The organism is Bradyrhizobium sp. 18BD (genome assembly GCF_054185225.1).
In genome coordinates this window covers 72115-94824 of record NZ_JAVAYL010000002.1, presented here as the reverse complement: position 1 = coordinate 94824, position 22710 = coordinate 72115, and the positions used below count along the sequence as shown (strand labels likewise).

The 22710-nt window shown below is 63.7% G+C and carries 26 protein-coding genes and 1 pseudogene; 16 read left to right on the top strand and 11 right to left on the bottom strand.

Annotated elements, in window-relative coordinates; all coding sequences use genetic code 11:
• The first annotated feature begins 182 nt into the window (after positions 1-182).
• The 3 genes from RAD16_RS03640 (at position 183) to RAD16_RS03630 (ending at position 1795) form a co-directional block, all read left to right on the top strand.
• Positions 183-770 carry a formyltransferase family protein gene (locus tag RAD16_RS03640; RefSeq protein ID WP_458156513.1) on the top strand — a complete coding sequence of 196 codons (588 nt, stop codon included), beginning with the start codon at positions 183-185 and terminating at the stop codon, positions 768-770.
• 184 nt (positions 771-954) lie between these two features.
• On the top strand, positions 955-1305 hold the full coding sequence (locus RAD16_RS03635; protein ID WP_458156512.1) for a hypothetical protein: 351 nt from the start codon (positions 955-957) through the stop codon (positions 1303-1305).
• Positions 1250-1795 carry a hypothetical protein gene (locus tag RAD16_RS03630; protein ID WP_458156511.1) on the top strand — a complete coding sequence of 182 codons (546 nt, stop codon included), beginning with the start codon at positions 1250-1252 and terminating at the stop codon, positions 1793-1795. Before RAD16_RS03635 ends, RAD16_RS03630 begins: the two co-directional genes overlap by 56 nt.
• A gap of 52 nt (positions 1796-1847) precedes the next feature.
• Here the strand turns inward: RAD16_RS03630 and RAD16_RS03625 are convergent.
• Positions 1848-2248: pseudogene (locus RAD16_RS03625) on the bottom strand (RidA family protein).
• Between the two features lie 152 nt (positions 2249-2400).
• On the opposite strand from RAD16_RS03625, the gene RAD16_RS03620 reads away from it, so the two are divergent.
• Positions 2401-3276 carry a DMT family transporter gene (locus tag RAD16_RS03620; protein ID WP_458156510.1) on the top strand — a complete coding sequence of 292 codons (876 nt, stop codon included), beginning with the start codon at positions 2401-2403 and terminating at the stop codon, positions 3274-3276.
• A 200-nt stretch (positions 3277-3476) separates the two neighbouring features.
• On the top strand, positions 3477-4910 hold the full coding sequence (locus RAD16_RS03615; RefSeq protein ID WP_458156509.1) for a caspase family protein: 1434 nt from the start codon (positions 3477-3479) through the stop codon (positions 4908-4910).
• 53 nt (positions 4911-4963) lie between these two features.
• On the opposite strand, the gene RAD16_RS03610 is transcribed toward RAD16_RS03615, so the two are convergent.
• A complete protein-coding gene (locus RAD16_RS03610; RefSeq protein ID WP_458156508.1) occupies positions 4964-5923 on the bottom strand; it encodes a LysR family transcriptional regulator in 960 nt (319 codons plus the stop codon).
• Between the two features lie 124 nt (positions 5924-6047).
• On the opposite strand from RAD16_RS03610, the gene solA reads away from it, so the two are divergent.
• The 5 genes from solA (at position 6048) to RAD16_RS03585 (ending at position 10550) form a co-directional block, all read left to right on the top strand.
• Positions 6048-7217: an N-methyl-L-tryptophan oxidase gene (solA, locus tag RAD16_RS03605; RefSeq protein ID WP_458156941.1), complete on the top strand. Its 1170-nt coding sequence runs from the start codon at positions 6048-6050 to the stop codon at positions 7215-7217.
• Between the two features lie 76 nt (positions 7218-7293).
• Positions 7294-8106 carry a transporter substrate-binding domain-containing protein gene (locus RAD16_RS03600; protein WP_458156507.1) on the top strand — a complete coding sequence of 271 codons (813 nt, stop codon included), beginning with the start codon at positions 7294-7296 and terminating at the stop codon, positions 8104-8106.
• Positions 8107-8204: 98 nt separating this feature from the next.
• On the top strand, positions 8205-8948 hold the full coding sequence (locus RAD16_RS03595; RefSeq protein ID WP_458156506.1) for an amino acid ABC transporter permease: 744 nt from the start codon (positions 8205-8207) through the stop codon (positions 8946-8948).
• On the top strand, positions 8945-9787 hold the full coding sequence (locus RAD16_RS03590; protein ID WP_458156505.1) for an amino acid ABC transporter permease: 843 nt from the start codon (positions 8945-8947) through the stop codon (positions 9785-9787). Before RAD16_RS03595 ends, RAD16_RS03590 begins: the two co-directional genes overlap by 4 nt.
• A gap of 10 nt (positions 9788-9797) precedes the next feature.
• Positions 9798-10550, top strand: coding sequence for an amino acid ABC transporter ATP-binding protein (locus RAD16_RS03585; protein ID WP_458156504.1), 753 nt, complete (start codon positions 9798-9800; stop codon positions 10548-10550).
• A 36-nt stretch (positions 10551-10586) separates the two neighbouring features.
• Here RAD16_RS03585 and RAD16_RS03580 read toward each other — a convergent pair whose 3' ends face one another.
• Positions 10587-10826 (bottom strand): BrnA antitoxin family protein, encoded by a 240-nt coding sequence (locus RAD16_RS03580; RefSeq protein ID WP_326904507.1) that lies wholly within the window; start codon positions 10824-10826, stop codon positions 10587-10589.
• 3 nt (positions 10827-10829) lie between these two features.
• On the bottom strand, positions 10830-11807 hold the full coding sequence (gene cysK / locus RAD16_RS03575) for a cysteine synthase A (protein WP_458156503.1): 978 nt from the start codon (positions 11805-11807) through the stop codon (positions 10830-10832).
• Positions 11808-12174: 367 nt separating this feature from the next.
• Here cysK and RAD16_RS03570 point away from each other — a divergent pair, with 367 nt between their 5' ends.
• On the top strand, positions 12175-13284 hold the full coding sequence (locus RAD16_RS03570) for an acyltransferase family protein (RefSeq protein ID WP_458156502.1): 1110 nt from the start codon (positions 12175-12177) through the stop codon (positions 13282-13284).
• Positions 13285-13493: 209 nt separating this feature from the next.
• A complete protein-coding gene (locus tag RAD16_RS03565; protein WP_458156501.1) occupies positions 13494-13712 on the top strand; it encodes a hypothetical protein in 219 nt (72 codons plus the stop codon).
• Position 13713: 1 nt separating this feature from the next.
• Here RAD16_RS03565 and tgt read toward each other — a convergent pair whose 3' ends face one another.
• Positions 13714-14847 (bottom strand): tRNA guanosine(34) transglycosylase Tgt, encoded by a 1134-nt coding sequence (gene tgt / locus RAD16_RS03560; RefSeq protein ID WP_458156500.1) that lies wholly within the window; start codon positions 14845-14847, stop codon positions 13714-13716.
• Between the two features lie 257 nt (positions 14848-15104).
• On the opposite strand from tgt, the gene RAD16_RS03555 reads away from it, so the two are divergent.
• From RAD16_RS03555 to RAD16_RS03540, 4 genes are all read left to right on the top strand, one after another.
• Entirely contained in the window at positions 15105-16238 is a 1134-nt protein-coding gene (locus tag RAD16_RS03555; protein WP_458156499.1) for a patatin-like phospholipase family protein, read from the top strand.
• 129 nt (positions 16239-16367) lie between these two features.
• The gene (locus tag RAD16_RS03550) at positions 16368-17126 is read left to right on the top strand and encodes a TetR/AcrR family transcriptional regulator (RefSeq protein WP_458156498.1); all 759 of its coding nucleotides are present in this window, start codon (positions 16368-16370) and stop codon (positions 17124-17126) included.
• 251 nt (positions 17127-17377) lie between these two features.
• Positions 17378-17980 (top strand): PepSY domain-containing protein, encoded by a 603-nt coding sequence (locus tag RAD16_RS03545; RefSeq protein WP_458156497.1) that lies wholly within the window; start codon positions 17378-17380, stop codon positions 17978-17980.
• A 267-nt stretch (positions 17981-18247) separates the two neighbouring features.
• Positions 18248-19285 (top strand): aspartate-semialdehyde dehydrogenase, encoded by a 1038-nt coding sequence (locus tag RAD16_RS03540; RefSeq protein WP_458156496.1) that lies wholly within the window; start codon positions 18248-18250, stop codon positions 19283-19285.
• Between the two features lie 120 nt (positions 19286-19405).
• Here the strand turns inward: RAD16_RS03540 and RAD16_RS03535 are convergent, their stop codons facing one another.
• Genes RAD16_RS03535 through RAD16_RS03510 form a run of 6 tightly spaced genes read right to left on the bottom strand, consistent with a single transcriptional unit; the run spans position 19406 to position 22701 of the window.
• Entirely contained in the window at positions 19406-19801 is a 396-nt protein-coding gene (locus tag RAD16_RS03535; RefSeq protein WP_458156495.1) for a type II toxin-antitoxin system VapC family toxin, read from the bottom strand.
• A complete protein-coding gene (locus RAD16_RS03530; RefSeq protein WP_458156494.1) occupies positions 19801-20043 on the bottom strand; it encodes a type II toxin-antitoxin system VapB family antitoxin in 243 nt (80 codons plus the stop codon). Before RAD16_RS03530 ends, RAD16_RS03535 begins: the two co-directional genes overlap by 1 nt.
• 56 nt (positions 20044-20099) lie before the next feature.
• Positions 20100-21173, bottom strand: coding sequence for a tRNA preQ1(34) S-adenosylmethionine ribosyltransferase-isomerase QueA (queA, locus tag RAD16_RS03525; protein WP_458156493.1), 1074 nt, complete (start codon positions 21171-21173; stop codon positions 20100-20102).
• A 51-nt stretch (positions 21174-21224) separates the two neighbouring features.
• Positions 21225-21689 carry a peptidylprolyl isomerase gene (locus RAD16_RS03520; protein WP_128951691.1) on the bottom strand — a complete coding sequence of 155 codons (465 nt, stop codon included), beginning with the start codon at positions 21687-21689 and terminating at the stop codon, positions 21225-21227.
• On the bottom strand, positions 21686-22099 hold the full coding sequence (locus RAD16_RS03515) for a hypothetical protein (protein WP_458156492.1): 414 nt from the start codon (positions 22097-22099) through the stop codon (positions 21686-21688). Before RAD16_RS03515 ends, RAD16_RS03520 begins: the two co-directional genes overlap by 4 nt.
• Positions 22100-22113: 14 nt before the next feature.
• Complete coding sequence (locus RAD16_RS03510; RefSeq protein ID WP_458156491.1) at positions 22114-22701, bottom strand: peptidylprolyl isomerase; 588 nt, start codon at positions 22699-22701, stop codon at positions 22114-22116.
• Positions 22702-22710: the final 9 nt, after the last annotated feature.

Below are 22710 nucleotides of genomic sequence, written 5' to 3'. Positions count from 1 at the left end.
GCTCCCGATACGGTGCAGTCCGCGTATGGAAGCATCGGAGATGCCGGCTGCGCAATCGCGAATTTGATGCGCCCCGCGCCCTCGCATTGTTGATAACCGGGGCAAACGGCCCGCGGGTGGTGACAGGACGTCCGGACGTGTTATCGGGAGGATAACGCAGCTGCGAGACGGATCGGACACCCATGCGCATTACCCTCGTCGGCTCCCGCCATTTCGGCGTGACCACCCTGAACATGCTCCGGGAGCACAGCGTCTCGATCGTGCGGGTCGTGGTGGCCGATGCAGATGACCGCCTCGCCGCGACCGCCAAGGCAGCCGGCATCGACGTGGTGGTCCAGGCCAACCCGAAGCTCGTGGTGGCCTCCGAGATCGGTCCCGACACCGATCTGATCATCACCGCCCACAGCCACGCCCGGATCGGCAAGGACGCCCTGGCCGCGTCCAAGTTCGGCGGCATCGGCTATCACCCATCGCTGCTGCCGCGTCACCGCGGCAAGGCGGCGGTGGAATGGACCATCAAGGAAGGCGATCCGATCGCCGGCGGCACGATCTACCATCTCGCCGATCGCATGGACGCCGGCGCCATCGCCGCCCAGGACTGGTGCTTCGTCAAGAAGGGCGAGACCGCCCGCGAGCTCTGGGAGCGCGCGCTGGCGCCGCTCGGCCTCAAGCTGCTGGCCGACGTGATCGACTACATCAAGGTCCACAAGGCGCTGCCGGCCAAGACTCAGGACGAGCAGTTCGCGACTTCGGCGCCGAGTCTGTCCTGAGTTCCCTCCCGATGTTAACGATTAACGCGAAGCCGCATTGATTTTGCTTCGAAAATTGGAGCCAAAAACGCAAATAAACCATTGTTTCCACAGGAACAATTTTCGGTTTGGCATTGCAACAAATTTCCGTCACATTTCGTCCGAATAAGCGTCAGCATCTCAGACAGTTTCAAGGACGGAATTCATGCGTTTTGCTCGCATCGCGGCGTTCTGTGCCGCTTCAGTTTTCGCCGGCACCCTCGCCGCTCCCGCCTTCGCCCAGAGCCCCTATGACGGCAACTGGCACGTCACCATCGTCACCAAGAGCGGCACCTGCGAGCCGACCGCAAGCTCCATGCTGACGGTTGCCGACGGCAAGATCACCGCGCCCGGCGCTAACGTTTCCGGCACCATCGGCAGCGGGGGTCTTGTGAAAGTTTCGATCAATGGTGCATATGCCAACGGTCAACTCAACGGCAACGCCGGATCGGGGAAGTGGAATGGAGCATCTGCAGGCATACCGTGCAGCGGGCGGTGGGAAGCATCGCGCCAATAAACCTAGCGAGGCTCGCGCCTGGAACCGGCGGCTGCTGATTGCGGCCGCCGTCTTGTTTGCGGCGGGGCTCGTCAACTCTGAAAGCAAGGCCCAGTCCGGTCCGTTTGCCCCGCTGGCGGGCAGTTGGAGTGGCGTCGGCACCGTCACGCTGGACGATGGCTCGACCGAGCGGATTCGCTGCCGGGCCAAATATGCCCCGATCGGACCGACCATGGAGATGTCGCTGACCTGCGCCAGCGACGCCTACAAGTTCAACCTCGGTGCCAGCGTCCGGGCCGAAGGCGGCGCCATCGCCGGCAACTGGTCCGAGGCCAGCCGCAACATCTCCGGCTCCCTCCAGGGCCGCGGCGCCGGCGGCAATTACGAGCTGGTCGCCTCCACCGCCGGCTTCAACGCCAACATCTCGCTGAAGACGAGCGGCAACAAGCAGGCCGTCACGATGCGCGCGGACAGCCAGTTCCGCGGCGCCAACATCACGCTGTCGAAGTAAGACGACAGCACGGTGAGACGACAATCGGCCCGGCGATCTCGCCGGGCCTTTTTCATGCGCCTGGCACGAACGCCGTGACCTCGATCTCGACCTTGGCGCGCTCGTCCACGAGGCCGCCGATATAGAGCAGTGTCGAAGGCGGGAAATTGCGCCCCCTAGCGTCTCCTTCCAGGCTGCGCCGATGCCGGCGCCCGCCGCCTCATATTCGCTGCGGCTGGTCAGGTACCAGGTGAGGCGCACGATGTGCTCGGGGCCAGCGCCGGCCTCACTCAACAGTTTGATGATCCGCTTCAGGGCGGTGGCGACCTGCGCGGCCATGTCGGGCGCATAATTGCCGGTCTCGTCGCCGCCGGTCTGGCCGGCCAACACCACCCAGCGGCCCGGCCCTTCGGCCACGACGCCATGAGAAAAGCCGCGCGGTTTCTTCCATTCGGCCGGCTGCAGGATTTGCATGAGCGAAGTTCTCCCTTTTCTTGTCGTTGTTCATCCAAGCCTTAGCACGCCGCCCTGCATCGCTGCATCCGCAGATTTGGCCGTTGCAAACGGCCACGATGTCGCCGATACCGGCCGTCCTTTTGGATTCAACTCTCCCTGCATCCCGCCCGATGAGCACGACACCGTCCAAACCGATGGCTGCACTGTGGATGGCCGGCTGGCTGTCGATGATGCTGGTCATGGCGGTGGCCGGACGCGAGACCACGCGCGAGCTCAACGTTTTCGAAATCATGGAGATCCGGTCGCTGTCGGGCTTCGTGCTGCTGGCGCCGATCATCTACCGCGCCGGCGGCTTCAAGGTGCTCAGGACATCACGCCTGCAACACCACCTCGCACGCAACCTCGTGCACTATGTTGCCCAACTCGGCTGGTTCTTCGCGCTGACGCTGATCCCGATCGGCCAGGTGGTGGCGATCGAGTTCACCATGCCGATCTGGACCGCGATCCTCGCGGCGACGTTGCTGTCCGAACGAATGACGTCGTGGAAGGTGGCGGCGATCATGCTTGGCCTCATCGGCGTGATCGTGATCGTCCGCCCCGCGACCGGCGAGATCAATCCGGGTCAGCTCATTGCGCTTGGTGCTGCCATGGGATTTGGCGTGTCGATGGCGCTGGTCAAATCATTGACCCGCACCGAGAGCGCGCTCTCGATCCTGTTCTGGATGCTGGTGGTGCAGTCGGTCGCGGGCTTCGTCCCGACGCTGTTCGTCTGGACCTGGCCGTCCGCCCATGCCTGGGCCTGGGTCGGCGTGATCGCGGTCTGCGGCACATTCTCGCACTACTGCCTCGCCAGCGCGATGCGCTACGCCGATGCGACCATCGTGGTCCCCATGGACTTCCTCAGGGTTCCCCTCACCGCCACTGCCGGCTGGCTGCTCTATTCGGAGCGGCTCGACGCCTGGACCGTGCTCGGCGCGGCGCTGATCCTGTGCGGCAACCTCTTGAATTTGAAACCGGCGCCGCCCGTCCCCGCCCGCGCGCAGTGAACCCGTGCGCCATCTCGCGCGACAAACATAGTGGTCGAGCGTGATTTGGATCACGTTGGAGCGGCATTCCATCGTGCACATTCGACCGCGAAGTAATGGGTTGGGCGAACTGTCGTTTTGCTAGCGCGAAACCGGGCGTGTCGTGTAAGTTCGTTGCCGATTTGTTGCTGCCTGCAATTCGATTCTGTTGGGGATTTCAGATGCGCACTCTTACCCTCCTCGCCTCGCTGATGTGCATGGCGCTGTCAGTCAGCGCCGCACAGGCCGACCGCCGCGTCGCCTTCGTCGTCGGCAATGGCAGCTATAAGAACGTCGCACAGCTGCCGAACCCGCCGATCGACGCCAAGGCCATGGCGTCGACGCTGCGCAATGTCGGCTTCGAGGTGATCGAAGGATCCAATCTCAGCCGCGACCAGATGACGGAGAAGCTGCTCGATTTCGGCCGCAAGGCGCAGGGCTCCGACATCGCGCTGTTCTATTATGCCGGCCACGGCATCGCCGTCGGCGGCACCAACTACCTGCTGCCTGTCGATGCCGACATCAAGTCGGAGATGGACGTCAAGCTGGGCGCCGCCATCAACATCGACCTGACGCTCGAGCAGACCATGGGCGATGCCAAGGTCAAGCTCGTCTTCCTCGACGCCTGCCGCGACAATCCGTTCGCCGCCAAGATCAAGTCGAACTCGGCGACCCGCAGCGTCAACGTGCAGAGCGGCCTTGCCGAGATGAAGTCTGGCGAAGGCACGCTGATCGCGTTCGCGACCGGCCCGGGCCAGACCGCGCTCGACGGCCAGGAAGGGAACAACAGCCCGTTCACCCGCGCCCTGATCGACAACATCACCAAGCCGGGCATCGAGATCCAACAGGCGATGACCTCGGTGCGCGCCCAGGTCAACGAAGAGACCCACAAGGGCCAGCTGCCCTGGGGCCACACCAACCTGATCGGCGCGGTGTATCTGAACCAGGCGCCGACGACACAGGTCGCCAATGCGGCGCCGACCGCCGCTGGCGTCGTGCCGGCAGCGAGCGCCGGCAGCTCTGATGGTGTCGAACTCGAATATTGGCGCTCCGTGAAGGAGTCCAATAAGCCGGAAGAGCTCAACGCCTATCTCTCGGCCTATCCGAACGGCCAGTTCAAGGCGCTGGCGCTGGCGCGGATTGCTGCAATCAAGAGCGGCCCGTCGACCACGACGCGCAACCTGAATTCAGGCATCGATCCCGCCACCTTCACCGATGATGCGAGCCAGCTCACCGAGGACCAGATCGGCCTCGACAAGGGTCAGCGCCGCGACGTGCAGCGCCGCCTCACCGGCCTCGGCTTCGACACCAAGGTGACCGGCGTCTTCAGCGACGAGACTCGCACGGTGCTCAAGCGCTGGCAGGCGGCCCGCGGCTATCCCTCGTCCGGCTACCTCAACAAGCTTCAGCACAAGGCCCTGCTCTCCGAGATCGTGGCGGCCGCGCCGGCCACCGCGAGCGACGACAGCCCCAAGCCGGCCCGGCGTGCGGCACCTGCCCAGGCGCAGAGCGCACCGGTTCAGCAGCAGCACCGCAACAGCGGTGGCGGCGATGCCGGCGCAGCCTTCGTCGGCGGTGTCGTCGGCGGCATGATGGGCGGCATGTTCCGCCGCTGAGACGAAATCAAATCGCAAACAAAAAGCCCGGCTCACGCCGGGCTTTTTCGTTGCTAATAGTCCTGAGTGAACCAGGGCACGAGCGCCCGGATGCGCGGCATCGCCTGCATCGTAATGCTGGTCCGGGCCATCTCCGCGATACGCGGCGCCAGTAACGAGATATCGCCGCGGCGGGTCACCAGAAGCAGCTCGCGAAAAAATCCAGGGCCCGGTAGCGGCAGAGCGCTGACCTGCGCCGCGTGAGCCAGACCCTGCAGCAGACAGAGCGGCGTGGTGATCGCCACGCCCATCCCGGTCGCGACCATCGCAACCAGGCTGTCGGAGGTGTCGAACTCGAAGGCCCGCGGCGGACGAATACCCATACGGCTCAGATGGCGTTCGACCTGAGCGCCCACGTAAGACCGCTCGCTGTGCCGGACCAGCCGGTACCGGGCGAGGATTTCGCGCAAATCAAGGTCGGCGAATTCGCCTTCCAGTCCGCGTGGCACCACGAGCAGATACGGTTCGCGATAGAACGGGAAGCGTTCGACGTCATACAAATCGTCCATGGCATCGCACGTGATCGCCGCATCGATCATGCGCCGGACCAACGCCTCTGCATGCGAGTTGGCAAGACCCGACCATGCCGACAGGCTGAGCGCGATCGATCCCGTCATCAGCTCCTTGACGAGATGCGCGCCGACCGTGCCCGCGTAGGAATCGACGAGGCCGAGCCTCAGCTCAACACGCTCAGACTGTTCTGCCGCAGCGCGGAGCGTACCGAGGAGCGCTTCAAAGTCCCGGTTCAGATCGAGAACGCGGTCGGCAAGGATGCGTCCCGCCCGCGTCGCCGTGAGCGGCCTGCGGCTGCGGTTGAAGAACGCGACGCCGACCGCCGCTTCGGCGCGCCGCACCGCCTGAGATACCGCCGATTGCGTCATCCCGAATTGGCGGGACGCTTCCAGCATGCTGCCGGTATCAGCGACCGCGGCAACGATCTGGAGGCTTCGCAGGTCCGGAGGGGCTGAGGTCATTCCACGACTTAAGCAAAAGTCATGTGAACATGCAAATTTGCTTCATCATATGAATTATACTTGTCGGGTAGCCGATCTGGAGAGCAAGCTCTGTGCAGTTTCAATAATTGAGCAGCTTCAATTCATGAGCGAGCGAGCGGACATTCTGGTGATCGGCCTCGGCGCCATGGGCAGCGCGGCGCTCTATCAACTGGCCAAGCGCGGGGTGAAGGCGGTCGGCCTCGATCGTTTTGCCCCGCCCCACATGATGGGGTCCAGCCACGGCGAAACCCGCATCACCCGGCAGGCCGTTGGCGAAGGCCGCGACTACGTGCCCCTGGTGCTGGATTCGCACCGGATCTGGCGCGAGCTCGAAGCCGAGACGCCTGACCAGCTCCTCAACCCCTGTGGCCTCGTCGTCATGGCACCCGGCGTTGGCGAGACATCGCATCACGGCAAGCCGGATTTCGTCGCACGTTCGATCGGGGCTGCCCGTGATTTCGGCGTCGCTCATGAAGTGATCGACGGGCGAGAGGTGGCTCGCCGCTTCCCGCAGTTCCTGAACCTCGAGGGTAACGAGAAAGCCTATTACGAGCCCGGCGGCGGCTACGTTTTTCCCGAGCGCTGCATCAAGGCGCAATTGACGCGCGCGGAGCAGCTCGGAGCGGTGATCCGCACCGGGGTCGAGGTTCTCTCGCTGGCGCAGACAGGCTCCGTCGTTCGGGTGGAAACGTCCTCAGGCACATTCGAGGCGGATCAGGTGGTCGTGTCCGCAGGCGCCTGGAATGCGCACCTGCTCGGCGCCCCCTTCGACCGTCTGCTCACGGTGAAGCGTCAGGTGCTCCATTGGTTCGAACTCGAGGATACCAGCGCATATCGCGCCGATGCCCCCGTCTTCATCTGGATGCATGGCGCGACGGATGTTGATTATCTTTACGGCTTCCCGCCCCTGCCCGGCGATCGCCGTCTCAAGGTCGCGACCGAGCAGTACGAGACCAGCACGACCGCCGACACGATCGATCGCACCGTCGATCCGAGCGAGTCCGCACAGATGTACAGCAAGCACGTCAAAGGCCGGCTTGCAGGTGCGACGCCCCGTGTCGCGCACGCGGCCGCCTGTCTCTACACGGTGACACCCGATCGGGGCTTCATCATCGACCGGCATCCCGAGCAAGACAGGGTCCATGTCGTCTCCGCCTGCTCCGGGCATGGCTTCAAGCATTCGGCGGGCATTGGAAATCTTGTGGCTGGAATGGTGACCGACGGTCGAAGCCCGATCGACATCACTCCCTTCTCCGTGTCCCGATTTTCGTGACGTATGGCACGAACTTTGTAACGCGAAATAAGACGTCGAACGCGTATCGTGATTGCAATCCTGGAGGTGTCATCCGATGAGAAATTTGGTCCGGTTCATGGTGACAGGCGCGGCAGCGCTGCTTCTGCTTGGCAGCGCGCAGGCTGCTGATGGCGTCGATGCCATCAAGCAGCGCGGCACGTTGAACGTCGGCGTCAAGGCAGACTACAAGCCGTTCGGATATCGCGACCCCGCAGGCAACGTCGTCGGCATCGAGCCTGATCTTGCCGCAGACATTGCCAAGCGGCTCGGCGTCAAGCTCGAGCTCGTTCCCGTCGCAGCCTCGAACAGGATCGAGTTCCTTCAGCAGGGCAAGATCGACCTGCTGATCGCGACCATGTCGGACAGGCCTGAACGCCGCCGCGTCGTTCAAGCCATCGAGCCGCTGTATTATTCGGACTACGTGAACATCCTTCTCAACAAGAACGCCGGGATCAAGGACTGGGCTGACCTCAAGGGAAAGCCCGTCTGTGCGACGTCGGGAGCCTGGTACAACAAGGACATCGCCAAATCCTACGGCCCGGAAATCGTTGCGTTCGACGGTTCGGAGAAGCCTCTGTTCGCCATGAAGCAGGGCAACTGCATCGGCTATCTCTACGATCAGACCTTCCTTCAGGGCAAACTGATCGAAGACGAGTGGAAGGCGGATTATGCCCTGCCCCTGAAGGGTGTCCTGCCGTCGCCATGGATGATCGCCGTCGCGCTCGAGAACAGCAGCCTTCAGAAGCTGCTCGAAGACACGACGAAGGACTGGATGAAGACCGGCTTCATCGTGGACGAGGAAAAGAAGTGGGGCATTGCTCCGACCGAGTATTCGCTCTCCATGCATGAGCAATACAAAGGCAAATAGACGCCTGGAGCGGAGCGTCGGATCCATCTGGCGCTCCGCACAGGGCGTGCCAATGCACTGACACGAGGCATCGCCTCAACAATTCGGCGTCATGCAGAATGCAAGCAATCGCCAACTGGTTTCAGCGGCTCTATGAGACGACGGGGCTGAATTTCTCCGTATTCTACGATGCCTATGATTGGGACCGCTATTTCAGCGGGCTCAAGATGACGCTGCTTCTGAGTGTCACGACCATCGTGCTGAGCCTCATCATCGGCGCGGTGGGGGCTTTGCTGCAAGGCAGTCCGTCTACCCTGCTCCGGCTGCCCGTCAATGCTTTCGTGGTCGTGTTCCGCAACACGCCGCCGCTGGTCCAGCTCTTCTTTTTCTATTTCGGCCTCGGCACCATGCTTCCGGCCGTCGAGGCGGCGGGCATGCGCGTTCCACTGCTCAACAACGTCCAGTGGGCAATCATTTCGCTGTCGCTGTTTGCGGCGGCTTTCAACGTCGAAATCTTCCGCTCCGGCATTGAAGCGGTGCCGCGAACGACATTGGAAGCCGCGGAGGCGCTCGGATACACGCGCCTCAGGGCCTATATTCATATCGTCCTCCCGCTGGCCATTCGCGTCTGCCTTCCCGCGCTGAACAACAACCTCGTCAATCTGCTCAAGACGACCACGCTGGCCTACGCGATCGCCGTTCCCGAAACACTGTACGCAGTCAAGCAGATCTGGTCGGAATCGCAGAACGTCTTCGAGATGATGGTCCTGTTGCTCGCGACCTACGGCATCCTTGTCGGCATCCTGGTCTGGCTGATGCATCGCTGGGAGCGGGCGATGCGCATACCGGGATATGCGCGATGAACAACGCCGACCCCGGGGACAGGCTTGCCGTCCTTCTGCCGTATCGTCTCGCGCCGACCCGGATGTCCATTCGGATCGGCCCGCTGTCCGCCGCGATCCTCTGCTTCTGCGCCGTCATGGCGGCGTCGACCGCGTGGGCACAGAGCGGACCGGCGATGCTGTCGCCGCTGCAGGTCATCCTGAAATGGTCCCCGCTGCTGTTGTGGGGTTTCGGCTTCAACATCCTGATCTCGCTGCTGTCCATGGTGCTGGGGACCATTGCCGGGGTCGGCCTCGGTCTGGCCTTGTTGTCGGAGTTCCGGCCCCTCGCCGCCGTCAGCTGGCTCATCACTCAGTTCTTCCGCAACGCGCCCTGGCTCGTGCTGCTGTTCTTCGTGATGTTTCTGGTGCCCTTCCAGGTCACCCTGTTCAAGACGACCATCCCCTTGCCGGACTGGATCAAGGCGACGGTCGGCTTCGCATTGCCGGTCATGGCGAACGTCGCCGAGGTCGTGCGCGGCGCCGTCCGCTCCATTCCATCGACGCAATGGGAGGCAGCGGAATCGCTCTCATTCACACGGCGCCAGACCATGTGGCTGATCATGCTGCCACAATGCATCAAGCGAATGCTGCCGCCCTGGATGAACGTCTATGCGCTCGTTACGATGTCGACGGTGCTCGCATCGATCGTGGGTGTTTCGGAGATGCTGACGCTGACGGCGCAGGTGCATGCGGCCGAGGGCGGCAGACCGGAGCTGTTCGCGCCACTCTACGGTTTCGCGCTGCTGTGCTTCTTTCTCTACTGTTATCCGATCAACCTCTGGACCGCGCGTCTCGAGCGTCGGTACCGCGTGCTCTGAGGAGAAAAGCATGGCCACGAGCTGGACTCCGGATCAGCCCATCGTCCAATGCGTTGACGTCAGAAAATCCTTCGGCGCGCTCGAGGTCCTGAAAGGCATCAGCCTCTCGGTCAGGAAGGGCGAGGTGATCTGCATCATCGGCCCGTCGGGATCGGGCAAGTCCACGCTGATCCGCTGCATCAATGCGCTTCAGCCGATCTCTTCCGGCAGCATTCAGATCGAAGGCATCGAGGTCACCGATCCCCGGCTCGACAAGCTGGCGCTTCGCCGCAAGGTCGGGATGGTATTTCAGCAGTACAATCTCTTCCCGCACAAGACTGCGCTGCAGAACGTGATGATGGCGCCGATCCATGTCCTCCGCCAGAACCGTGCCGAGGTCGAAGCGCGCGCCCGGGCGCTGCTGGCCAAGGTGCGGCTCGCGGGAAAGGAGGACAGCTATCCCGGCGAGCTCTCCGGCGGACAGCAGCAACGCGTGGCGATTGCCCGCTCACTGGCGATGCGGCCGGACATCATGCTGTTCGACGAGGTGACCGCTGCTCTCGATCCGGAAACGGTCAAGGAGGTCCTGGTCACCATCCGGGAGCTGGCCGAGGATGGGATGACCTGCATCCTCGTCACCCATGAAATGAACTTCGCGCGCGAAGTCGCTGACCACGTCTACTTCACCGATCGCGGCGTGATCGTCGAGCACGGGCCACCGGCAACATTGTTCACGGCGGCCAAGGATGAGCGCACGCAGAGGTTCTTGTCGCAGGTGCTCTGAGGCCACTGCCACGATACCGCCGGGGGCCGGACGCGCCTACTTCCCCGCCGCCTTGCGCAGCGCCTCGTTGATGCGGTCCTGCCAGCCGGGGCCGCCCTCCTGGAAGAACTCCAGCACGTCCTGGTCGATGCGCAGCGTGACCTGCTCCTTGATCCCCGGCGCCACGTTCTGCTTCGGTGGCGCGGCGGCGACCTTGGCCGTCACCTTCTTGAACGCCGCCTCGGCCTCCGACCGCGCATCGCCCAGCGTGCGCGGCCGTCTCGGTTGGTCCGCCATGTCCTAGATTCCCTCAAACAGAGCCGTCGAAAGATACCGCTCGGAGAAGGACGGCACGATAGCCAGGATGGTTTTTCCAACAGCTTCCGGCCGCTTGCCGATCTCAAGCGCCGCGGCGATCGCCGCGCCTGAGGAAATGCCGCCCGGAATGCCCTCATGCCGCGCCAGCGCCCGCGCGGTCTCGATTGCGGTGGTCGAGTTGATCTTCACGATCTCGTCGATCACGGAGCGATCGAGAATGTCGGGCACGAAGCCCGCGCCGATGCCCTGGATCTTGTGCGGCGTGTGCTGGCCGCCCGACAGCACCGGGCTCTCCTCCGGCTCAACCGCGATCACGCGCAGCGAGGGCTTGCGCGGCTTCAGCACCTGGCCGACGCCGGTGATGGTGCCGCCGGTGCCGACGCCGGCGACGAAGAAATCGATGTTGCCGCCGGTGTCGTTCCAGATCTCCTCGGCGGTGGTGCGGCGATGGATCTCGGGATTGGCGAGGTTCTTGAATTGCTGCGGCATCACCGAGTTCGGCGTCGTCTTCAACAGCTCCTCGGCCGCGGCGATCGCGCCCTTCATGCCTTGCGCCGCCGGCGTCAGCACCAGCTCGGCACCGAGGAAGGCCAGCATCTTGCGCCGCTCGATCGACATCGATTCCGGCATCACCAGCTTGAGCCGGTAGCCGCGCGAGGCCGCCACGAAGGCGAGCGCAATGCCGGTATTGCCGGAAGTCGGCTCGATCAGCACCGTATCGGGCTTGACGATGCCGGCCTTCTCCATCGCGATGATCATGGCCGCGCCGATGCGATCCTTCACGCTCGCGGCCGGGTTGAAATATTCAAGTTTTGCCAAAATCGTCGCGTTCACGCCGTGCATGCCCGGCAGCCGGCGCAATTGCACGACCGGCGTGTCGCCAAAAGCCTCGACGATCGAAGAGTAGATCCGGCCGCGGCCGGGTTGGTGCGCTGCACCCGTTTTGGACGATGCGTCCATCATGAACTCCCTGTGGCGACGATTTGGACCGCTGTCGCAGCTGCCGGGCAGTTACCGACAGCCGGCGGCGAGGCGCAAGCGACAATCCGACCCGCATGGAACCCGTCCCGTAGCAAAATAATGTGAGCCGGTCGGCCGATCCGCCGTCGCTGGAATGGTCAGCCTCCCCGCCCTGCCTTTCTCCATTGTCAATCTCTTCACGATTGCCGTGCTGAACTGCTGCAACCAACGTCCGGCCTCCTGATCACAGCTTGTGCCTTAGCCAGATACCCTTCCGACAGGCGACGTCCGTTGCGGTCGGCCGGTCACGGCCGGGACGGCGCTGCCACAGCCGATCCGATGATGGGGTGGGAGCGGCAGGGAACGGATGATGCATCGACGGCTCGCCTTCATCGATACGCTGCGCGGCATCGCCGTCCTCTCGGTGGTCGTCCAGCATGCGCTCGAGGTGATCGTGCGGGAGCATCCGACCGGCGCGTATCAGGCGCTCTTTCACGACGCGATCGGCTACTACATGAATTTCGGCCGCTTCGGCGTGGTGCTGTTCTTCTTCGTCAGCGGCTTCGTCATTCCCTTCAGTTTTCCCGCCAGTGCCTCGCCCGTGCACGACTTTTCGATCAGCCGTTTCTTCCGGCTCTACCCAGCCTACTGGAGTTCGATCGCGCTGGGGCTTGTCACGATGCAGGCGCTCGAGTCCAGGACCTATCCGCTGTCGCAGATCGCCGCGAACCTGACAATGCTCCAGTCCTTTCTGGAGGTCCCTCACCTCTGGGACTTCTATTGGACGCTGACGATCGAGCTGCTGTTCTACGCCGTCTGCATCGGTCTGTTCATGGCAGGCCTTCTGAACCGGCGCCTCACCGCCGTTGCGATCGTCATCGCAACGGCTCTCGCCGGGATCGCAGTGGCCGTGCTGGTCGAAAACAGGGCAGCATGGGTCGTGATGGAGGCCGGGCTGAATTTGTCCGCGATGTTCCTCGGCAAGATCATTCGCGACACCGTCATCGGCGGAACGCTGCGATGGCGGCATGTCGTGATCTGCACGGCACTCTACGCTCTGTTCGCGATCACGTTGTGCAACAGCCGCTATGGCGGCGTGTATGATGGCAACTTCTTCTACAGCTATTCGATCGGGGGAGCCTATGTTTGCGCGGCGCTCGTCTTCATACTGTTCGCCGCGTTCGGCGAGCGGATGGCCTGGCGCCCGATCGCATTCGTCGGCGTCATCAGCTATTCGGTCTACCTGATGTCACCGTTCGCGATGGTCTGGGTTCACCATTACGCCTGGCTCGGCGACGGACCGCTGCCATGGTTCGCCTTCGTCACTACGGTCGTAGCGCTGTCCATTTTTGTCAGCTGGCTGTCATATTCCTTCGTCGAAAAGCCCTGGTTCTCGTTCGGACGCAGGCTTCGTTCGGATCGCAATGGGGCGGATGCGCTCGCGCCGGCACTCAGCCAACAAGGTGCGATGCAGTGAAGCCACGGCGCGTGAAGCAACGCGGCAGATTATCGCAATGCACACGAGCTGTTTGCGCTGCGATGGTTGCGACATGCTGGACCGAAAGAGCGCCAGCAGACACATCCCGGTGAGGCGAATTTTATAAAAGCCGACGCAATTGTGTTGCGACCTCGTCAACTGCTTATGCTTATGTTAGACTTACGTCTCAAAACAGGGAGGTCACCACGATGTCAGCAGTTGCTGAAGTGATGTCGACCGTCGTGCATCATCGCGATCCGCGTTGTAGCGATTTGCCAACCTGTCCGGTCTGCGCCGACTCCATGGTCGCCGCCGAAGCTTCTGCCTATGTCTCGGACCACATGATCTCTTATCTCTGGACCTGCGACAATTGCGGCTACGGCTTTGTGACCAAGCATGCCGTCAAGCAGCGGATCGTGTGCAACTGACCTAGCGCGGGGCGATATCGCCCCTCGCCCAGCCCTCGCGCGTACGCTGATAGAACTCCTCAAAACTTCCGTGTGCGATCGCGTCCCTGATGCCCTGCATCAGGAACTGGTAGTAAGCGATATTGATCTCGGACAGCAGCATCGCCCCCAGCGTCTCGCCCGCCTTGACGAGATGGTGCAGATAGGCGCGCGCATAGTTGCGCGCTGACGGCCACGAACTCTCCTCGTCGAGCGGGCGCGGATCGTCGGCATGGCGCGCGTTGCGCAAATTCACCTGGCCGAAGCGCGTGAAGGCCACACCATGGCGGCCATTGCGCGTCGGCATCACGCAATCGAACATGTCGATGCCGCGCTTCACCGCCTCGAGGATGTCGTCGGGCGTGCCGACGCCCATCAGATAACGCGGCCGATCCTGCGGCAGACGCGGCGCGGTCTCGTCGATCATCGCCAGCATCACCGCCTGCGGCTCGCCGACGGCGAGGCCACCAATCGCATAGCCGTGGAAACCGATCTCGACCAGGCCTTCGGCGCTGGCATGGCGAAGCTGCGGGATGTCGCCGCCCTGCACGATACCGAACAGCATGTAGCCGTCAGGCGCGCTCTCGAAGGCGCGCTTGCTTCGCTCCGCCCACCGCAGCGACAGCCGCATGGCGCGGTCGATGTCATCACGCTCGGCCGGCAGCCGCACGCATTCGTCCATCTGCATGGCGATGTCGGAGCCGAGGAAGCGCTGCACCTCGATCGAGCGCTCCGGCGAGAGCTCGACCTTGGCACCGTCGATATGCGAGCGGAAGGTGACGGCGTTCTCGGTGACCTTGCGCAGGTCCGACAGCGACATCACCTGGAAGCCGCCGGAATCCGTCAGCATCGGCCCATTCCAGCCGGTAAAGCGCTGCAAGCCGCCAAGCGCGGCGATCCGCTCGGCGCCGGGCCGCAGCATCAGGTGATAGGTGTTGCCGAGCACGATGTCGGCGCCGGCTTCGCGCACCTCACGCCAGTGCATGCCTTTCATGGCGCCGGCGGTTCCGACCGGCATGAAGGCCGGCGTGCGCGCCACACCATGCGGTGTGGTCAGGCGGCCGGTGCGCGCAGTACCATCGGTGGCGAGCAGTTCGAAATGATTGGGCAGATTCATGGGCGTGCTTATTGCGTGTCGGGCGAGGCCGATCAACCCGCTCGGTCCATGCGATGCCCCAGACTGGGACACATTTGACGCGCACTTGATGCCCGCCGCACCTTGCCAAACAAAACGATACAGTGTAGTTTTAGCGTGGGGGCTGGACGGGATGCCGCGGTGACTTTCGCCGGCGGCGGTATTTGCGTGATCGCCAGCCACCGACAATGTCCTCCGCTTCACCTTCGACTGACATATCCGGCCCCTCGCATGGCCGGATGAGGCAGGCAGGTGCCCGCCTGATTGGATCCCTGATCCTGACCTGCACCCTGGCGCTCGCCGGCTGCACCTCCCTGCCCCGCACGCCCTATACGGCCGCCGAGGCCAGCACATCCCGTGTGCTCGATATCGACGGCCTCCGCCGCTACGCCGACGAGCCGGTCACGAAATTCAGCTTCGACAAGGACACCAGCACAGCGTCGAAATCCTATCTGGCGCTCTCCGGCGGCGGCGCCGATGGCGCCTATGGCGTCGGCGTGCTCAACGGCTGGAGTGCCGCCGGCACACGGCCGAACTTCTCCGTGGTCTCGGGCGTCAGCACCGGCGGCCTGATCGCGCCCTTCGCGTTCCTTGGACGGCAATATGACGACACGCTGAAGGACGTTTACACCAGCGGCATCGCGGAGAGCCTGCTGAACGATCCGAGCATCATGCGTGTGCTGTTCGGCTCCGGCCTGTTCGGCAACACGCGGCTGCGCGAGCTCGTCGCCCGCTATGTCGGACCGGAAATCATGGCGCAGGTCGCGCGTGAAAACGCGAAGGGACGACGGCTGCTGATCGTCACCACCGATCTCGACACCCAGCGCACCGCGATCTGGGACATGGGCAAGATCGCCGCGGTCGGCACCCCCGAAGCGCTCAAGCTGTTTCGTGACGTGATGGCGGCCTCGGCCAGCATTCCCTTGGTATTTCCGCCGATCATGATCGACGCCGAAGGTCAGGGCCGCAGGTTTCAGGAGATGCATGTCGACGGCGGCGTGACCGCGCCGGTGCTGACGCTGCCGGAAGCCTTGCTGTTCCAGGGTAGCCGCCTGCCCGGCAACGCGAAGATGGACATCTACATCCTCGTCAACAAGAAGATCGAACGCAATTTCGAGCTGGTGTCCAACAGCACGATCGACGTCGCCTCGCGCAGCCTGTCGGCGATCACGCAGTCGCAGACGCGTTCGATCATCTTCTCGACCTATGATTTCGCCAAGCGCAACCGCCTTGGTTTCCACCTCTCCTATATCGCGCGCGATTATCCCGCGCCGCCGTCGGAAGGGTTCGACACCACCTATATGCGGGCACTGTATCAGTACGGATATGAGAAGGCGGCATCCGGCCAGGCCTGGACGTCCACGCTGCCGTGAGTGCTCGTGACGGAACGAGACCGTGATGAAACCGTTGACGATACGGCCAATTCGGCCAGATTCGCGATGACGCCCCCGCTCCTGCGCGATATAGAGCGAATGACGAGCAACGCGCAGGAATCATTGGGCATGGGATTGACTGCGACCAGGACAAGAGCGGCCACGCCGCGGCGCGAGGTGCCGAAATCGCGCGGCGGCCGGCCGACCAAGACCGCCGCCATCGAGCGCGACCAGCGTCTGATCGAGGTCGCCACCCGCCTGTTCCTGGATCGCGGTTTTGACGCGACCTCGCTCGATGCAGTCGCGGAAGCGGCGCGGGTGAGCAAACCGACCGTCTATTCCCGCTATGGCGACAAGCGCGGCCTGTTTGCGGCCGTACTGAGGCGCGAGATCGAGCGCTGGCTGGCGCCGCTGTCTGCGGCGGCGGAGACGCAGCTCTCAAGCGGCTCGGACATCCCGGTCGAACAGCGCCTGATCGAGATCGGGCGCGAGATGCTGACGTTCACCTGCGGACCGGACGCCGTCGCGTTCAGCCGAATGATGACGTCACAGGCCATCAACTTCCCCGACGTTGCCAAGCTCGGCAAGGAGGAAGGCTGGCTCAAGGCGGTCGCCACCACGGCGCGCTTCTTCGACCATCTGGTGGCCCAAAGTGCGCTCGACGTCGAAGACACCACCATCGCAGCCGAGGTGTTTCTCGACGTCGTCGTCGGCCACACCCACCGCATGGCGACGTTCGGGATGGCGCTGGAGCTGAAGGCTGCGGAAAAGCGGATGCGCGCTGCGATCAAGCTGTTCCTGGCCGGTGCGCTCGGCCCGGCCGACCGCGTCCAGAACGCTCCCAAAGACGCCCCCAAGGGCGCGCCGCGGCGACGCCCGTCCCGCTGACAATTCCGTGAGCTGGCGATCTATCCCCCGCTGGGCACGGCCGCGCGATTGACCAAAATAAAACGATACGGTATGGTTTAGTTATAAGCGATACGGACCGCTTTTTTCACCAGCCCCAAAAGAGGCCCGTATCGCTAAGATCGCCGCGGCGGGTACAGCCCGTCACGTCGTTCCGCGGCCGGCCGATGCCCAAGGCCGGCCGCGAATTCTTTACCATCATCCGGCACACTCGCTGGCCGAGGGTTTCGAGCATGACGACAGCAAAACGATGGACCTGGCACCTGCTTGCGATCGCCCTGCCCGCGCTGCTCCTCGCAGCGCCGACACAGGCGACCGTGACCGCGGGCACGTCGACTGCGCTTCACGACGAGACAGATGGGAGCGCCGAGGTCGATCGCCAAGCGGTCAGCCGCGAGATCGAACGATTCCGCGGCTCATCGATCTCGATCAGCCAGGCCATGGCGATTGCCGAGGCGCGTCACGCCGGCGCGACGACGGCAGACGTGAGCTTCGACGGAGGTTCGGGCGTGCCGGTCTACCGGGTGAAGACCCTGCACAATGACCGGATCTGGCGCCACACCATCAACGCCACGACCGGCGAGCTCGTCGGCGGCGAAGCGGCCCTTCCCCTCAGCGAGCTCGATCTCGAGGATCGCAGCAACCTCGCCGCGCTCGGTGCGATCAGACACCGCCTCGCGGATGCCGTGCATGTTGCCGAGCGCGCGGCCTCGGGCAAGGCGATCAGCGGCGGCCTCGTGCGCGAAGGCGGACGGCTGAACTTCGCGATCGTCGTGATCAGCGGCGACGACCTCAAGGAGGTCATCCTGGAGCCGCCCGGCGCCAAGACGAAGTAGACTACGAACTAGACGGCGAAGGAGACGACGTCCCGGCTGGCGGCCACAATCCCGCCGAAAGGCCATTGACGGGCGCCAGACTCTCCCGCATAAGTCGCCGCCATGTTCACGACCACTAAACGCACGACCAAAACCACCACGGCCTTCGGGGCCCGGGGAGGCGTGCGCACGTAGGTCGTCGACTTAAACGCATCAGCTCTGCCGAAGCCCCGCCCTTACAGGTCCGGGGCTTTTTTGTTGCCTAAATCCCAGCCCAACTGAAATGCAATGGAGGACAAAGTGAGTAACGATCCCGTCGTCGCGATTGTCGGCGTCACCGGTGCGGTGGGCGCCGAATTCATCGCCACCATGGACAAGCGCGGCTTTCGCGTCGGCAAGCTCAAGGCACTCGCCAGCGCCCGCTCGGCCGGCAAGACGGTGTCGTTCCGCGGCAAGGACGTCGTCATCGAGGAGCTGACCGAGCGCGCCTTCGAGGGCGTCGACATCGCGCTGTTCTCCGCCGGCAGCGGCATCTCGAAGAAGTTCGCGCCGATCGCGGTCAAGGCCGGTGCGGTCGTGGTCGACAACTCCTCCGCCTTCCGCATGGACCCCAACGTGCCGCTGGTGATCCCCGAGGTCAACGGCAACCGCATCCGCGACCACAAGGGCATCATCGCCAACCCGAACTGCGCCGCGATCACCGCACTGGTGCCGCTGTGGCCGATCCACCAGAAGAACCGCATCAAGCGCGTGATCATTTCGACCTACCAGGCGGCTAGCGGCGCCGGCGCGGCCGCGATGGAGGAGCTCGTCGAGTCCACCCGCGCCAATCTCAACGGGCAGGTCTATACGCCCAAGGTGATGCCGCACCCCTACGCCTTCAATCTCTTCAACCACAACACCGCCGTCGACCCCGAAACCGGCTACAATGACGAAGAGACCAAGGTCATCAAGGAGACCCGCAAGATCTTCGAGGACGAGAGGATCGCCATCGGCGTCACTTGCGTCCGCGTACCGGTGCTGCGCGCGCATTGCGAGGCCATCACCTTCGAATGCGAGAAGGAGATCACCGAGGACCAGGTCCGCGCCATCATGGCGCAGGCCCCCGGCGTGAAGGTCGTCGACGATCGCGTGAAGAACTACTTCCCGATGCCGATCGACGCCTCGGGCCAGGACGACGTCCTGGTCGGCCGCATCCGCAAGGACCTTAGCGACCCCAGCGGCCATTCGATCTCGATGTTCGTGGCGGCCGATCAGCTGCTCAAGGGCGCGGCGCTGAACGCGGTGCAGATCGCGGAGCTCTTGCCGCAGCGCGTGATGGCGTAACGGACGGTGTCGTAGGGTGGGCAAGGGCGCGCAAGCGCCTTGCCCACCGTTCTCACCGCGCATTCAAGAAAGACGTGGGCACGCTTCGCTTTGCCCACCCTACGGCGGCCGACCGCGCAATCAGGTCAAGGCAGCCACGACATCCGTCTTGGCAAAATCGGCTCCTTTGAAAAGGAGCGGCTCTGAGCGCGTTCTGGCCAAGGCGTAGACCGTACAATCAACGATGTTCAGCTGCGCCGGATGGCCCCCGCCCTTGCCGAAGCGCCGAAATGCCTCGAACGCACCTATCGCCATCTCAGCGTCAAACGGCACAACGGCGATCCCGGCCGTCTCCAACAACTCGTCGAAAAACTCGACAGCCGCCGCCCCGAAGCGAGCAGAGAGAACGATCCTGGTTTCCAGCACGGCGACTGCCGACATCGACAGGCTGTCGGCGTCCAGCATGGCGGTCCGATAGCGTTGCCCATCCGGCTCGTTGGTTACGGTCGCGACGATCGCAGATGTATCCAGCACCATCAGGACGGCAGCCCGAAACGGTCATAGCCGAGGATTTCGTCGGAGGATCGGGAATCCAGAACGGGCAAATTCGCGGTTCGTTCGAAGAACGTCGTCAGGGCGGCCTTTCTGTCCGCGACCGGCGGGACGACGCGCGACAAGCGCTCTTCGATGGCGCGCTCCAGCGCCGTCTCGATATCTTCCCCCGTCAGGCGGGCGAGGCGCTGGGCAAGCTCATCGACTTTCGCGGAACGGATGTTCATCGGGCCACTCGATCTACGCAAATGACGCGGCAATATAGCACAAAGATGCCTGGGGGTCACTCCCGCGCCCGGAACAGCAGGCACGCGTCGCCATAGGAATAAAACCGATAGCCGCTCGCGATCGCATGCGCGTAGGCCTGCTGCATCGTGTCCAGGCCCGCAAAGGCCGACACTAGCATGAACAGCGTCGACTTCGGCAAATGAAAATTCGTCATCAGCACATCGACGGCGCGGAAGCGATAGCCGGGGGTGATGAAGATCGAGGTCTCGGCCGTGAACGGCTGGATGGTGCCGTCCTCGCTGGCCGCGCTTTCCAGCAACCTCAATGACGTCGTACCGACGGCGACGATGCGGCCGCCGTTTTTCCGCGCGGTGTTGAGGCGCTCCGCTGTCTCGGCCGAGATCGTGCCCCACTCGGCATGCATCTTGTGGCCGTCGGTGTCGTCAACCTTCACCGGCAAAAACGTCCCTGCCCCGACATGCAGCGTGACGCGGTTGACGCTGACGCCGCGCGCCTGCAGCGCCTGCTCCAGCGCCGGGGTGAAATGCAGGCCCGCGGTGGGGGCTGCGACCGCGCCTTCGTTCGCTGCGAACATGGTCTGGTAGTCCGCGAGGTCCTGGTCGTCAGGCGTGCGCTTGGAGGCGATGTAGGGCGGCAGCGGCGGGCTGCCGAGATCGGCGATGGCCTGGTCGAGCGCGGGGCCGTGGAACGAGAACGACAGCGTCACCTCGCCGTCAGCCCCCTTGGCTTCGACCTCGGCGTCGAGATGGCCGAGCAGGCAGACCTTGCCTTCGTTGCCGAAGCGGATGCGATCGCCGGCGACCAGCTTTTTCGCCGGCTTCACCAGCGCCTGCCAGCGCGAGCCGTCGAGCCGCTTGATCAGCGTCGCCTCGATCTTCGGCTCGGTCTCGCGACCGATGCGGCGGCCTTTCAGCTGGGCCGCGATCACCTTGGTGTCGTTGACGACGAGCTGGTCGCCCGCCTTCAGCCATTGTGCGAGGTCGGCGATGGTCTGGTCGCGGAATGACCCGTTCTCCACGACGAGCATCCTGGCGGAGTCGCGCGGATGCGCGGGGCGCAAGGCGATGCGCTCGGGCGGCAGGTCGAAATCGAAGAGGTCGGTGCGCATTCATGACTTACCACCAGGGGCGCGCCAATGCGCGCCCCTGGACTGAGGAGCTTACTCCTTGTCGGCAGCCATCCGCGCCTTGACGATCTTGTCGGGGTTCTGCACCGGCTCGCCGCGCTTGATCTTGTCGACGTTCTCCATGCCCTCGGTGACCTTGCCCCAGACCGTGTACTGGTTGTCGAGGAAGCGGGCGTCGTCAAAGCAGATGAAGAACTGGCTGTCGCCGGAATCCGGGCTCGCCGCGCGGGCCATCGAGGTGGTGCCGCGCACATGCGGCTCCTTGTTGAACTCGGCCTTCAGCTTCTTGCCGGAGCCGCCGGTGCCGGTGCCGTGCGGGCAGCCGGTCTGCGCCATGAAGCCCTCGATCACGCGGTGGAACACGATGCCGTCGTAGAAGCCTTCACGAACCAGCTCCTTGATGCGCGCGACATGGCCGGGCGCGAGGTCAGGACGCATCTCGATGGTGACGGGGCCCTGCGTGGTTTCGAGGATCAGGGTGTTTTCGGTGACGCTCATGCTCGTCTCTCTTGTGTTGGAGGTGAAGTCTTCCGCCTGCTGCGGATCGGGATTGCGAATGGACGCCCCGCGGCCGCGCCGGCCATTGCATCGGTAAATGGCAACGGCGTGCAGCGTTGCAATGTCTCCATCACCGCGATGCGGTATTGCAGCCTGTCTTCGTCGGAGGCATCCGCGGACTCATAGGAAATGCGCGGATGGCCCAAAATGTTGCCGGCCCGGTTAAAGCTCACGATGACGGTGATGTCGAGTGGGTGAGCCTTGCTGGCCGGCGGCGGTTTCCAGCAGGTTTGCAGATGCCGGGAAATGTCCGCGATGGTGTCGACCTTGGCGTCCTCGGCAGCCGCGCCGATGGTGCCGAGCAGCACCACCGCAGCAGCCAGCCCGAGCATGTTGCCGCAGTGCGCCATCGTCCGCCCCTGTCTTATTTGATGTCGGAAGCGACCTGCACCTTCACCATCTTGTCGGGATCGGTGACGGTGCCGCTCGGCGAGCCGGCCGGTGCCTTCTTCAGCTTGTCGACCACGTCCATGCCCTGCACGACCTCGCCGATCACGGTGTACTGGCCATCGAGGCTGCCGCCGTCGGCGAACATGATGAAGAACTGCGAGTTGGCGGTGTCGACGCTGTCGCCGCGCCGGGCCATGCCGACGATGCCGCGTGCGAAATGCACCTTGGAGAATTCCTGCTTCAGGTTCGGATATTTCGAGCCGCCGGTGCCGTTGAATTTCTCGCCGTCACCGGTCTGCGCCATGAAGCCGTCCATCACGCGGTGGAACGGCACGTTGTTATAATAACCCTCGCGCGCGAGCTGCTTGAGGCGCTCGGCGTGCTGCGGCGCCAGATCGGTGCGCAGCTTGATGACGATGCGGCCCTTGGTGGTGTCGATGACGAGCGCGTTGGCCTTGTCGAGGTTCGCGGGCAGTTGCTGCGCCATTGCCGGGACCACGCCCAAGGGAACAGCCACGAGCGCGACGAACATCGTGGCAAGAATTGCGAGACGACGGATCATGGAAACTCC